The sequence below is a fragment of the Exiguobacterium sp. s132 genome (assembly GCF_018617235.1).
Lineage (GTDB): Bacteria > Bacillota > Bacilli > Exiguobacteriales > Exiguobacteriaceae > Exiguobacterium > Exiguobacterium profundum.
On the sequence record NZ_JACSJU010000001.1, the window covers coordinates 793,787 to 807,109 of the forward strand.

Here is a 13,323-nt window from a genome sequence, read left to right on the forward strand (position 1 = left end):
CTTACACCTCTGAGGGGACCGGGATGGTCTCGAGTACAGATTTGATCAACTTTGACGGCTTCGTCTTCAGCGACGCTTCGACCGTCAAGACGATTCGATGCCCTAAAATCGGAAGCGCGAGTGCCCGAATATCTTCTGGTGAGACATAGTCGCGTCCTTCCATATAGGCATGAGCCCGAGCCGCCATCGTATACGCGAGCGTCGCACGTGGACTTGGTCCAACCTCGATGTCACGATGATGACGAAGTGACTCCATCAAATCCAGTAAGTAATCCTCCATCGCCTCGTGGAATCGGACATCTCGTACCTCTTGTTGCATCTTCAACAATTCGTCCTGTTGCAGAGAGAAAGATTCTGAAGCGAGGTGCTCATTGCGAATCAGTCGTCGTTCGGAATCTCGCGAGAGGGGAGCAAGTGTCAATTTGAATAAGAAACGGTCCAATTGAGCCTGCGGGAGCGGAAACGTCCCTTGTCCATCGAATGGGTTTTGAGTGGCAATCATAAAGAATGGTTCCGGTAGCTTGAGCGACACTTCCCCGAGTGTCACTTGACGTTCCTGCATCGCCTCAAGCAACGCAGATTGTGTACGTGGCGTCGTCCGGTTAATCTCATCGACAAGTAGAATCGATGTGAAAATCGGACCCGTCCGACGTTCGAACGCTCCGGTCGTCGGATTGAATAACTCCATTCCTAAAATATCACTTGGCAATGTATCCGGGGTACACTGTACACGCTGAAATGTCGCTGATATCGAACTTGCCAAACTACGGGCAAGTGTAGTCTTCCCCGTACCGGGACGGTCCTCGAGTAAAACGTGACCTCCCGATAGTAATGCAATCGAAGCGAGCTTGATGGCTTTCGATTGACCAATGACTTGATCATTCAAATGTGAAACCCATGGATGGTTCATTCAAAATCCCCCTATATTTTTCTGATAATTAAGAAAATCATAGCATAATCGGTTCAGGAGATGTATCAAAAATCCATTTCACTAAAAAAGACCGACCGGCATAAGCCAGTCAGTCAACGTTTCGGAGTATCTAAATATCGTTCAAAATGACGTTCGAGCCATTCTTGGAAGAAGGACATGAACGTACAGATTGCCCAGTAGATCAACGCCACGACGATATACACTGTCATGTAGTCGAACTCCCGACCACCGACGATTTTGGCCTTGTTGAAAATCTCAGGTACCGTGATCATCGCAGCGAGCGAACTCGCTTTAATCAGATCGAGAAAAACGTTCGAGAGCGGCGGAAGGGCGATCCGTGTCGCCTGCGGTAAGACGACCCCCTTCAATGTCAACCATTTCCCCATCCCGAGTGAACGAGCCGCCTCAACCTGTCCGTCATCGACCGCGCGAATCGAGGAGCGGATGATCTCAGCGATATAGGCGGCAGAATTCAGACTAAATCCGAGAATGGCTGCCGTCAAAGCGGCGAACTCGATTCCGATGAACGGGAATCCCGAATAGAGGATGAACAGAATGATCAAGATGGGGACTCCGCGCATGAACGAGATATAGAAAGTCGACGGATAGCGAAGGAGTCGTGTCGGAGACAACTTCCCGAGCGCCAACAAAAGACCAAACAGGAGACCAAAAAACATGCTGATGAACGAGATCCAAAGCGTATTCGGTAACCCGCCCAACAGGTAAGGAAACGATTGGATCGCCAGGTCTACGTCAAAGATGGCGTCCCATTTGACATCTGAGAACGACATGCCAACATTACTTCGTTTCGACGATTGTTGCGTCTACGTCAGGTTCTACCGAAACATCGGCACCATTATAGAATTGCTCAGATAGTTCTTTGACTGTACCATCTTCAAGCATTTCATCTAGTACACGGTCGATGTTCTCCTGGAGCTCGTCATTTTCTTTATCCATCAAAAATGCTACTTCTTGCGGGTTATAGGCGATATCCGGATGAATCGTGATATCGAACTCAGGGAAGAATGCAAGTGCCAACGTTTGAAGATAATAGTCGTTCAAGATGACATCGGTCCGTCCCGTTGAAACGTCGCGCAAGTACTGGTCGTTCGTGGCGTTATCATAGATGACTTCTTCTGCTCCATACTTTCGAGCCACATCCATGAAGACAGTCGTCGCCTCACCAGCGGCTTTCTTGCCTTTCAAATCCTCGAGTGATTCAATTCCAGAGAGGTCGCTCTTGCGAACGATAGCAGTCCCGTAAGTGTATTTATACGGTTTTGAAAAGGCGAACTTCTCTTTACGGTCTTCTGTTACCGAGATATCATTTGCAGCGATGTCGATTTGACCGTTCTGAACACTCGTTAACATGTTGTCAAATGCCATTTCTTTGAACTCGATTTCGAGATCAAGGCGTTTGGCGACTTCTTTCATGAGTTCGACATCGAAACCTGTCAACGTATCGCTCTCTTCTTCACGGAAAGAAGCGGGGTAGAGGGTGCCGGCAGTTCCGACCGTCAATGTGCCTTCTTCTTGAATCTCTTCCCAGCGTGTCGTATCTGCTTGATTCGTGCTATCATCACCACAAGCGGCAAGAGGGATTGCTAAAAATAAAGTTGCTGCCAAACCTTTAGTCGTTCGTTTCACAAGAATTCCTCCTTAAGATGGTTCATCTGTCTAAAAATAGCATGACTTCAGCGGTCTAGCAACTGTGAAACATAGTTTAAACAGGTGAATTTAAAATTTGAAACGTTTATTCATAAAGCGTTATCATTCCGATGAATGCTAAATTCACAACAATGATACAGAAGTAAAATTAAATTGAGACAGAATCGATGGACCTTAAAATAATGATTGAAAGTTAGTTAAAAGAGATGAATGAAGAACAAATACGCAATAGAGTAGGAGCGGATGAATATGATTCGAATCATAGCCTTAGATGAATCGCACATTCACATTGTAAATGACGCAAATGATCCATTTCCAATCATCGGTCGAATCATACCAAGTTATATGAATGGAAAATGGACATATGTCGAAGAATTAGATGAGGAAGTCACGGAGATAACATTTCCGGACGATCGGTTAGACTGGAAACAATATATCGAACATGATAGTCGCATCCTGTTTTTGGCGATGGATGCAGATGAATGTGTCGGACAAATCCGACTCGTGAAGGATTGGAGTCGATTTGCATACATTGAAAATATCGCGGTCCGTCAAACATATCGTAAGCGTGGAATCGGAAGAATATTGCTTGAGGCGGCCGAACATTGGGCAAATGAGAAACAACTGATCGGCTTATCGCTTGAAGCGCAGAACGATAATCTCATTGCTTGCCGTTTCTATGAAAGAGAGGGATTTCAACTTGGAGGCGTCGACTCGATTAAACAATACGCGAATCCACAAATCGAATTGACTTTGTACTGGTACAAGATTTTTTAAGGATAGGGAACTGCCATGTAGAGCAATTTTTTTGCTCTCGTTTTATTAGTTTACATAACATATATTATCAGTAAAAATAATAACTCATCTCATTATCTTAGTATACTTATGATAGTGAGATGAGATTTGAATTTAAGACGTATGCGTATATCGGATCAATGTGACGCCATGTTCTGGTTCGAATTCGGCACTCGGTTCAAATCCAAGTTTCGTATACAGACGCTTCGCCGGTCCGTTATGCTTGCCCGTATGCACGTAAATCAACTTTCCTTTGTGAATGCTCAATATGTGTTCGAGTAACGTCGTCGCCAGTCTCGCCCGAAAGTATGTCGGGTCGATACATAGTTTCGTGATTTCAACAGTTTTCTCAGATGCTTCCACCGTGACAAACCCAATCAACCGCTCCTCGATATATAAGCCATAACTCGTGCCTGGTAAGTTTTGAATGACATCGATCGTCTCATAGCGCGCCGGGATTTCGTCAAACCCGAGCAGTTCCGCTTCGACCGCATAAGCGTTACGTTGAATCTCGAGCATCTGTTGGGCTTGCTCAAATTGATGAATGGCAACTTCTTTCAGCTGCATGGTGCAACCCTCCCGTTAACGGATAAACTTTCTCGCCTGCTTCCGTTTCGCCCGTTTCAACGCCAAATAGAGCCGGTGTGTCCCTTTGAGTGGCGGACCGTGCCCGACGAAAGTAAGGAGTGGTGACAAGTCCACTAGCCGCTCCGCACTCTCGACCGCAACGGACCGATTCCATGTCGCGAGTCCTGGTAATGGGAATAACGGCCGAACATCTCCAGCCACCGCTGCCCCTCCCTGAGTTTGAAAAGCGTCACCTGCAAATAATACCCGATTTACCTCGTCATAGTACGCAATCGATCCTGGTGTATGACCCGCTGCATCGAGGACACGTAAACCGAATAACCGCTCACCAATCTCTAGTACCGCATCCGGTGTAGAACGAATCGTCGGCAAAGAACCACGAATCTTATTCTGCTCTTCTTCCTCTAGCGACCGATCTCCCGATAAGAGGCGGGCATCACGTCGGGAGATGAAGAGTTCAGCGAGCGGATGCTCTGCTTTGATGGTGTCCACCCCACCGACATGATCCCCATGAGCATGCGTTAACAATATCGCGAGGAGTGGCTTGTCTAGCTCGGCGATATACGACAGGATATCGGTCGCGTTCCGCTCCAGCGCCGTGTCGATCAAGACGAGTCCGAGCTCATGCTCAAACAGTTGAACGTTGATTGGTAGTACGGGAGCGTAAAAGGTCAGTTGATGGATATGTCCATATCGTATTACTTGCATCATTGAGCCTCCTAGTCGAATAAAGTGGTCCAGTCTTCTTCTTGCCAATGCGCGTCAAAGCACATATGAATCTGTTCGATCGTATTGCGGGCAAGGGAGAGCTCAGGTAAATCGTCTCGTTCAAAGAAACCGACGTCACTCGTCTCCACGCCGGCGCTCCCCTCCCCGTCACCAATCAGTGCACACTCGATGAAAAGCTTGTAATAATGCTCCGAGAGAGGTGGGTGTGGATGTTCATGCATATCGAACAAGGCGAGCAACCGTACTGGAATCACATCCAGGCCAGCCTCTTCCTCTACTTCTTTGATGATATTCGAGGCAGGAGAGCGATTCACTTCACAGAAACCGCCGGGTAAGGTCCACAACCCATCTGACCGCTCCTTCACGAGCAGGATTCGGTCATCTTTGAAGATGACGCCTCGCACATCAAGTTTCGGAGTCGGATAACCGTCCACATGAACGAGTTGTAAGATAGCCTCGTTCGATAAGTCCGAGTGCCGTTCATACATCTCTCTTACGATTTCTTGTAACTCTTCGTACCGTTCTCGGTCATATTGATCACGCGTGAACGTCAGACCGGCCTGAGACAGCGCCTGAATCCGTTTCGCCCACGTCAGCCATTGAGACATATAGATCCCCCTATCTTTTGTCCTACATGTCTTTTTCGGCAAATTGATGCATTCTTCCTTTTCATAACTCACATTCTCTGACATCAGTTTTCAATCACGTATACTAAAAGAAAATGGAGGTGAGATGTTGAGGATACGCTATGAATTAATCAGATTCAGAAAAGATCTCGCACGTTATACCATGTCCGACTTGCGATACAAGCATGCCCCGAGCATCTGGTCCATTGGACAAATGTTTGACCATCTCATTTTGGTCGCAGAGGAGTATTTAGAAGAGGCCGACCGCTGCCTACGTGGTGAGGGTGAACTCGGTGGAGAGAAGACGTCTTTTGGAGAAAAGTTGTTCGAACGGGGAGACTTTCCACCGATAAAAATCGAGCTCCCACCTGAGATGAATCAACCACCGAACAATACTGACTCGAAAGATCGATTGCGAGAACGCATGACCATCTTAATCTCAAAGATGGATACGTTGGAATCCCGTTTGAACGATGCAGATGACAATCGAAAGACGCTTCACGGTGGGTTCGGCTGGCTGAATGCGAGAGAATGGTTCAAACTCATCGAGATGCACACGCGGCACCATCGACGACAACAACACGATCTAGAGACATGGCTACGACAAAAAGACCTGTGAACGGCGAATCAGCCAAATCACAGGTCTTTTGATTAATCGAGATACACGTCCTCGATTTCACCGAACGAGTCTTCGTCAAAGACGAACGAGCCGTTGGCATAGCGATCGAGTAGCGTAAGGGTTTTTGTCTTCACTTGCTTTGCTTTTTCTTTCCCAACGATATGAAGCGTCTCATCCCCATGTACCGGAAGCACACGACGGATTTGGTGCGGTTTTGATTTGACCTCACGAATGAGCATCGTCCCCCGAAGGTTGCGGTTCGTACAGTCGAACTGGTCCTCGAGCTTCATCTTCTTGACCGCTCCCCGTTGCGTCACGAGAACGAATAATGGTGGTGTGAAGAAGGAAAAGGCATCGGCGACGAGGTCACCGTCTTTCAGGTTCATCGCCTTCACACCGGCTGCCCGCTGTCCGACGACAGGGACATCATCCTCTTTGAACCAGAGCCCGTATCCACGCTCTGAAACAAGGAACAACTGCCCTGGACCGTCACTGATCCCGGCGAAGACGACCTCGTCGTCACCTTTCAGCTTCAAGGCCATGAGTGGTTTCGATTTCCGCTGCGCGTCGTAGTCGCGTAACGGTGTACGTTTGACCATCCCGTCTTTCGTCACGAAGAGGCAATGGGCGTCCGTATCAAACGTCGAGACGACGTCTGCCGAGATAACCTGTTCCCCTTCAATCGGAACGAGGTTGGCCACGTGTTGTCCGGCATCCTTCCACTTCGATTCTGGAATCTGATGGATCGGGATGAGGAGGTAGCTGCCCTTGTTCGTCCAGACGAGCAAGTGGTCCGTCGTCATGGCTTGAGTCGTAAGGAGTGGACGATCCTTTTCTTTCATCTCCGGTAAAACGTCACTCGACGCTCCATACGAACGCATCGAGGCACGTTTGACGTACCCGTCACGGCTGACGAATACCATCGTCTCTTCGACAGCAATCATAACTTCCGTCTTCAGTTTTAATTCCTCAACTTCCGACTCGATGACCGAACGACGGTCATCTCCGAACTCGTCACGCAATGCCGTAAGTTCTTTCACGATCAACTTCCGTTTTGTCGCGTCCACGTCGAGGATGTTTGAGAGGCGGGCAATCTCTTTTTGGAGCGCCTTTGCTTCTTTTTGCAACTCGACGATGTCCGTATTCGTGAGTCGATACAATTGGAGCATGACGACGGCTTCGGCTTGTCGTTCCGTGAATGAGAACCGCTCCATCAGTTTCTTCTTCGCGTCCGCCTTGTCTTTGGCGGAACGGATCAATTCGAGTGTCTCATCGAGGACCGAGATGGCTTGTTCTAAGGCATCGACGATTTCAGCACGTTTCTTCGCCTGCTCGAGTTCGAACGTCGTCCTGCGCGTCACGACCTCTTCGACATGCTTCAAATAGGCATCGATGATTGGGATGATTCCCATCTGCTTCGGCGTCCGGTTCACGATCGAGACCATATTATAGTTATAGGCGAGTTGCAAGTCCGTATGCTTCAAAAAGAAGTGAAGCACACCTTCTGCGTCGGCCTCTTTCTTCAATTCGATGACGACCCGAAGTCCCGTCCGATCTGTTTCGTCACGGACTTCTGCGACGCCTTCGACCTTTTTATCGAGGCGGAGCTCTTCCATTTTTTTGACGAGGTTCGCCTTATTCACTTCATACGGAAGTTCTGTGATCGTGATCTGTTCACGGCCACCTTTTAATTGCTCAATCTCGGACTTCGCCCGGATGATGACCTTCCCTTTACCGGTCTCGAACGCCTTTAGGATACCGTCTTTACCCATGACCGTCCCCCCGGTCGGGAAGTCAGGACCTGTGACATACTCGAGCGCATCTTTAGCGATATCGACCTGGCCATTCAAACGTGCGATGGCAAGGTTGAGGACTTCTGTCAAATTATGCGGTGGGATCTCCGTCGCATAACCGGCTGAAATCCCTGTCGTTCCGTTCATGAGCAGGTTCGGGAGGAGCGACGGCAAGACGAGCGGTTCTTCCGTTGAATCGTCAAAGTTCGGCGTGTAATCGACCGTATTCTTCGCAATTGACGTCAACATGACACCCGCAATCTTCGAGAGACGGGCTTCCGTGTAACGCATGGCCGCCGCCGGGTCACCATCCATCGATCCGTTGTTCCCATGCATGTCGATGAGCGGATACCGGAGTTTCCAATCTTGCGAGAGACGTACCATCGCCTCATAGACGGACGAGTCACCGTGCGGGTGATAGTTCCCGATGACGTTCCCGACCGTCTTCGCAGACTTCCGATACGGCTTATCGTTCGTATTCCCCTCGTGGTGCATCGCATATAGAATCCGGCGCTGTACAGGCTTGAGTCCGTCACGTGCGTCCGGTAAGGCGCGGTCTTGGATGATATATTTTGAGTAACGCCCGAACCGGTCTCCAACGACCTGTTCGAGAGATAGGTTTAAAATGTGTTGAATCGTCGACATCGTTACATCACTTCCTCAATCGCTTTAGTCACATGTTCATTGGCGATGATCGAATCATCTTCCTGGAGTCCGAAGGCGACGTTCTCCTCAATCCATTCACGACGGTGCGTGACATTGTCGCCCATCAGGACAGACACACGCTTATCCGCAACGGCCGCATCGTCGACTGTGACACGGATGAGTGTACGAGTGTCCGGGTTCATCGTCGTCTCCCATAACTGGTCCGCGTTCATCTCGCCAAGACCTTTGTAGCGTTGGAGGATATAGCCTTTCTTATACACTTTGACGAGCTTCTCTAGTGCCTCTTCGTCCCAGGCATAGTCGAACTGTTCGGACTTGCCTTTCCCTTTTGAGATGCGATAGAGCGGTGGCAAGGCAACGAACACGCGGCCCGCCTCGACGAGCGGTCGCATATAACGGAAGAAGAACGTGAGGAGGAGCACCTGGATGTGTGCACCGTCCGTGTCGGCATCCGTCATGATGATGACCTTGTCGAAGTTGCAGTCGTCCAAATCAAAATCGTGACCGACCCCGGCGCCGATTGCATGGATGATCGTGTTGATCTCTTCGTTTTTCATGATGTCCTGGAGTTTCGACTTCTCCGAGTTGATGACCTTCCCGCGCAGCGGCAGGATAGCCTGGAACGTACGGTCCCGCCCTTGTTTGGCTGAACCACCGGCCGAGTCACCCTCGACGAGAAAGAGCTCGTTCTTAGCAGCATTCTTTGACGTCGCAGGCGTCAATTTTCCGTTCAAGATGCTCGAGCGTTTCTTTTTCTTCCCGTTACGGGCCTCTTCCCGTGCCTTGCGGGCCGCCTCGCGAGCCTGTGCCGCACGAATCGCCTTCTTGATGAGCATCGTCGCCATCTGAGGGTTCTCTTCTAGGAAGATCGTCAACTGTTTCGCCATGACGCTGTCAGCGCTCGCACGTGCCTCCGGTGACCCGAGTTTCGACTTCGTCTGCCCCTCGAACTGGAGGAATTCCTCCGGGATCCGGACCGACACGATGAGCGTGAGTCCCTCACGGACGTCGCCGCCGTCGAGATTTTTATCTTTCTCTTTGAGTAAACCGTTCTTCCGTGCATATTCGTTCATGATTCGGGTCATCGCCGTCTTGGCACCGACCTCGTGCGTTCCACCATCGCGTGTCCGGACGTTGTTGACGAACGAGAGCACATTTTCGGAATAGGCGTCCGTGAACTGAAACGCGAGTTCGATCTCGATCTCATTCTCGACCCCTTCGAAATAGACGATTGGGTGGAGTGTCGCCTTATCGTCGTTCAAGTATTGGACGAACTCGGCAATCCCTTCCTCGTAATGGAACGTCTCTTGCTTCTCCGTACGCTCATCAGTGAGCGTGATCGTCAATCCTTTTAAGAGGAAAGCCGATTCACGGAGGCGTTCGGCGAGCGTGTCATAGTTATACGTCGTCGTTGAGAAGATGGTCGCATCCGGTTTGAAATAGACACTCGTGCCGGTTTGGCGTGTCTTGCCTGTCTCAATCAGTGTCGTTTGAGGCACACCGCCGTCTGCAAAGGTCTGTTCGAACACTTTTCCGTCACGATAAATCGTCACGACGACCTTGCTTGATAGGGCGTTGACGACCGAAGCACCGACGCCGTGGAGTCCACCAGACGTCTTATATCCGCCTTGTCCGAACTTTCCTCCAGCGTGAAGGACCGTAAAAATGACTTCTGGGGTAGGCTTTCCAGAGGCGTGCATTCCTGTCGGCATCCCGCGGCCGTGGTCACGGACCGTGATGGCATCGTCCTTATGAATCGTCACATCGATTTGACCGCCGAACCCGGCGAGCGCCTCATCGATCGCGTTGTCGACAATCTCATAGACGAGATGGTGAAGTCCGCGATGGTCGGTTGACCCGATGTACATCCCCGGTCGTTTCCGCACGGCCGTGAGTCCTTCGAGCACCTGGATGGCGTCTTCATTGTAATTAAATAGATCTGTTGACATAGCAGTCACCTCAATTTCGAACACACGTTCGTTTTTCTTTCCTATTGTATAGCTGTTCATCGATTCTGGCAAGCCTCCCTTGTCAGCCATCGCTGAAAAAAAGGAGACCTACCAAGGAGGTAGGTCTTATCCGAGTAGACGAGCATGCTCCACGTACAGGCAGCGGTTCTCGATATAATCGAGCCCGGCGTCACGCACGATTTGCTCCGCCTCAGCACTTGAGAGACCGAGCTGGTTGAAGACGAGCCCGACATCCCCATGTCGTACCGCATCTTCCGCGACACCCGCTAAAAATTCGCTGCGACGGAACACGTCGACGATATCGATTCTACCCGGGATGCTCTCGACGGACGGATACGCCTTACGACCGTTCCACTCCTCGAGCATCGGGTTGACAGGGATGACGGTATACCCGACACGAAGCAAATACTCCGCAATCTGGTTGGCCGTCTTGTTCGGGTTGTCGGACACACCGACGACCGCGATGGTCTTCGCTTCAGACAAAAGTTGCTTCAAACGCTGATCATCCATCCAAAATCCCCCTTTGGTTTACGTTTACAGTGTAACGTTACCTTCCTTCCTGTTTCAAGTCTTATTTTCATCATAAGGTATAATGACTCAACATTACAATTTCAAGACAAACCAATATGGTTTACATAACAAATTATTGTCTACCATTTATTTTGCTATAAAATCAATCGGTCGATTAACCACTCGATTGAGATACAATCACGCAATTCATGAACATTGCGTGAAATATCTATTTCACGCAATAATACATACGAGATAAGAGCGTTTTTTGAATCCGTTTTTCGGACATTTATATAAATTTGTTCATTGTTTCGTTATACTAAAAGAAAGGAGGTGTGCGATGGGAACAACCTATGAAACTCGTCGAGGAACACTATATAATGAACGTATTACTTTTTACGGCAACGTTATCGCCTGGTTGGTTCACTTCCTATTTTGCATCTTGTTTTATCTTCTGGATTTGACTCTCTTATTCCTATCAAATGGCTTGAGTGTGATCTACTACACGATTTCATTCTATTTTGTACATAAAAGGTGGTACGGAATTTTCTTTGCCGGACTTTTTATCGAAGTCGTTTACAACACCGTCATCTCGACCGTTATACTCGGCTGGGAGATCAACATGCATTATTTTATCCTCATGATGGCATACGGTGTCTTTTTCATTCCAAGCGTATCAAGAGGCCAACGCATCTTCACCACGGCCATTGCCATGCTGATTTATAGCCTTCTATTCATCTATGTATCTGACGGCATCGAGACCTTACCGATACAGATAGAACAAGCGCTCGGACTCTTTTGTATCCTATCGACCGTGATGATGATTGCAGGGCTCTCCTTTATCTTTGAGTCAGCCGTTGTCGAAGTGACAGATGAACTCGAACAATCTAATGAGCGGTTGCAAATTCTCGCCTCGACGGATGGATTGACCGGACTATTGAACCGAAAAGTCGGGCATGAACAGGTTTCCAAAGCAATCGACAAAGCCGCTCATGAAGGCATTCCATACGCACTCGTCCTCGGTGACATTGATCGATTCAAATCATTTAACGAGACTTACGGACATGATTGTGGGGACCGGGTGCTACAACAAGTCGCCAGCATCCTATCCGACGTCGACGGCATTGTAGTCCGATGGGGAGGCGAGGAATTCCTGATTTTCTTTTCGAGTCCATGCGATAACTTCCTTACAATCGCCGAACAATTGAGACAGCAAATCGAGTCAATCCCTCTCTATTACGCAGGGGAAAGACTTCAGGTCACAATGACATTCGGACTTGCGGTTCGTACTGGTCACGATACGGTAGAAGAGATTATAAAAGAGGCAGATGACTTCCTTCGTGAAGGGAAGCGCAACGGAAAGAATCAAGTGAGAACCACATGAAGAAAGGGGCATTCCATGAGTATTTTCGGTCAACTTGGACAGCGGCAGACACCGACGACGACGAAACGCTTCGAGTTGAACGGGTTGCACCGACTACCCGCATTCATCCAACAGTTTTTTCATCATTTAGCAGCAAAGCACTACTCCAAACAGACGGCCCAACGCTATGTGTATGATGTTTTAGATTTCTTTCGTTGGGTCGAGCGCGTGAGCGGTACCGAGTTAGAGTCTGAAACGATTGACTTGGCATCATTCACAGAGATTGACCATGCCGGTGCAGAAGCGTATGCGACTTATCTTGCCCTCGATCTCGAAAACGCTCCAAGCGTCATCAATCGGAAGCTTTCAACGTTACAGTCACTCTTCAATTACTTAATCGAGACCAATCAAGCGACGGTGAATCCCTTTCAAACCGTGGAACGTCCGAAGCGCGGCAAACGGAATCCCGTTTATTTGACGGAATCGGAATGGCTCGATTTCTCGACGCTTGTACGTAGCAACGTCGGCATGACGAATCGCGAGGCGAGTTGGTACGAACTGAATCGTGCACGTGATTTTTTAATCATACAGTTACTCGGACTAACAGGTATGCGCGTATCCGAGCTTGTCGGACTCAATTGGTCCGATATCAATCTCGAGACCGGGACGATTCGGGTCATCGGTAAAGGGAACAAGGAACGATTGATCCCAATTGCAAAGCCACTTCTTCCGCTCCTCTCTGAATATCGCCACGCGTCGAGCGAAGGTGCGGTGTTCCAAAATGAGAAGGGAAATCGAATCGCTGTACGAACGGTTCAACATATGTTGAAAGGTCATATTGACCGTTTGAAGCATTACCTTCCGTTCTTGAGCTATAAGCAGGTGACGCCGCATAAGTTGCGTCACACCTTCGCCTCACGTCTCGCGATGGGTGGGGTCGATGTGCTCACGATTCAGCAGCTTCTCGGACATGAATCTGTAGCAACGACACAAGTCTATGCCCATATCGGAGACGAACGGAAAAAACACGCAATATCAGGTTTACAATAATATGTTATGTAAACT

At 49.1% G+C, this 13,323-nt stretch carries 13 protein-coding genes; 4 read left to right on the forward strand and 9 right to left on the reverse strand.

Annotated features, from left to right (window positions below):
- Position 1: 1 nt before the first annotated feature.
- The 3 genes from KNO78_RS04065 to KNO78_RS04075 form a co-directional block, all read right to left on the reverse strand.
- Positions 2-910, reverse strand: a complete 909-nt coding sequence (locus KNO78_RS04065; RefSeq protein WP_012726321.1) for an AAA family ATPase — start codon at positions 908-910, stop codon at positions 2-4.
- 113 nt (positions 911-1,023) lie between these two features.
- Positions 1,024-1,722: an amino acid ABC transporter permease gene (locus tag KNO78_RS04070; protein WP_214690896.1), complete on the reverse strand. Its 699-nt coding sequence runs from the start codon at positions 1,720-1,722 to the stop codon at positions 1,024-1,026.
- Positions 1,723-1,729: 7 nt separating this feature from the next.
- Positions 1,730-2,578, reverse strand: a complete 849-nt coding sequence (locus KNO78_RS04075) for a transporter substrate-binding domain-containing protein (RefSeq protein ID WP_214690895.1) — start codon at positions 2,576-2,578, stop codon at positions 1,730-1,732.
- Positions 2,579-2,848: 270 nt separating this feature from the next.
- Between KNO78_RS04075 and KNO78_RS04080 the strand changes: the two genes are divergently transcribed.
- Complete coding sequence (locus KNO78_RS04080) at positions 2,849-3,376, forward strand: GNAT family N-acetyltransferase (protein ID WP_374193973.1); 528 nt, start codon at positions 2,849-2,851, stop codon at positions 3,374-3,376.
- A 132-nt stretch (positions 3,377-3,508) separates the two neighbouring features.
- On the opposite strand, the gene KNO78_RS04085 is transcribed toward KNO78_RS04080, so the two are convergent.
- From KNO78_RS04085 to KNO78_RS04095, 3 genes are read right to left on the reverse strand one after another with little or no spacing between them, the layout of a single operon-like run.
- Complete coding sequence (locus KNO78_RS04085; RefSeq protein ID WP_012726325.1) at positions 3,509-3,961, reverse strand: GNAT family N-acetyltransferase; 453 nt, start codon at positions 3,959-3,961, stop codon at positions 3,509-3,511.
- Positions 3,962-3,976: 15 nt separating this feature from the next.
- Entirely contained in the window at positions 3,977-4,690 is a 714-nt protein-coding gene (locus KNO78_RS04090; RefSeq protein WP_214690893.1) for an MBL fold metallo-hydrolase, read from the reverse strand.
- A gap of 11 nt (positions 4,691-4,701) precedes the next feature.
- Complete coding sequence (locus KNO78_RS04095; RefSeq protein ID WP_159562321.1) at positions 4,702-5,319, reverse strand: NUDIX hydrolase; 618 nt, start codon at positions 5,317-5,319, stop codon at positions 4,702-4,704.
- Between the two features lie 124 nt (positions 5,320-5,443).
- Between KNO78_RS04095 and KNO78_RS04100 the strand changes: the two genes are divergently transcribed.
- Positions 5,444-5,956, forward strand: coding sequence for a DinB family protein (locus tag KNO78_RS04100; RefSeq protein WP_214690892.1), 513 nt, complete (start codon positions 5,444-5,446; stop codon positions 5,954-5,956).
- A gap of 32 nt (positions 5,957-5,988) precedes the next feature.
- Here KNO78_RS04100 and parC read toward each other — a convergent pair whose 3' ends face one another.
- The 3 genes from parC to KNO78_RS04115 all read right to left on the reverse strand — a co-directional run bounded on the left by parC (position 5,989) and on the right by KNO78_RS04115 (position 10,895).
- Complete coding sequence (gene parC / locus KNO78_RS04105) at positions 5,989-8,394, reverse strand: DNA topoisomerase IV subunit A (RefSeq protein ID WP_214690891.1); 2,406 nt, start codon at positions 8,392-8,394, stop codon at positions 5,989-5,991.
- Between the two features lie 2 nt (positions 8,395-8,396).
- A complete protein-coding gene (gene parE, locus KNO78_RS04110; protein WP_074037925.1) occupies positions 8,397-10,364 on the reverse strand; it encodes a DNA topoisomerase IV subunit B in 1,968 nt (655 codons plus the stop codon).
- A gap of 126 nt (positions 10,365-10,490) precedes the next feature.
- Positions 10,491-10,895 carry a CoA-binding protein gene (locus KNO78_RS04115; protein WP_074037001.1) on the reverse strand — a complete coding sequence of 135 codons (405 nt, stop codon included), beginning with the start codon at positions 10,893-10,895 and terminating at the stop codon, positions 10,491-10,493.
- Positions 10,896-11,235: 340 nt separating this feature from the next.
- Here KNO78_RS04115 and KNO78_RS04120 point away from each other — a divergent pair, with 340 nt between their 5' ends.
- Positions 11,236-12,279, forward strand: coding sequence for a GGDEF domain-containing protein (locus KNO78_RS04120; RefSeq protein WP_214690890.1), 1,044 nt, complete (start codon positions 11,236-11,238; stop codon positions 12,277-12,279).
- A 15-nt stretch (positions 12,280-12,294) separates the two neighbouring features.
- Positions 12,295-13,308 carry a tyrosine-type recombinase/integrase gene (locus KNO78_RS04125; RefSeq protein ID WP_214690889.1) on the forward strand — a complete coding sequence of 338 codons (1,014 nt, stop codon included), beginning with the start codon at positions 12,295-12,297 and terminating at the stop codon, positions 13,306-13,308.
- Positions 13,309-13,323 lie beyond the last annotated feature (15 nt).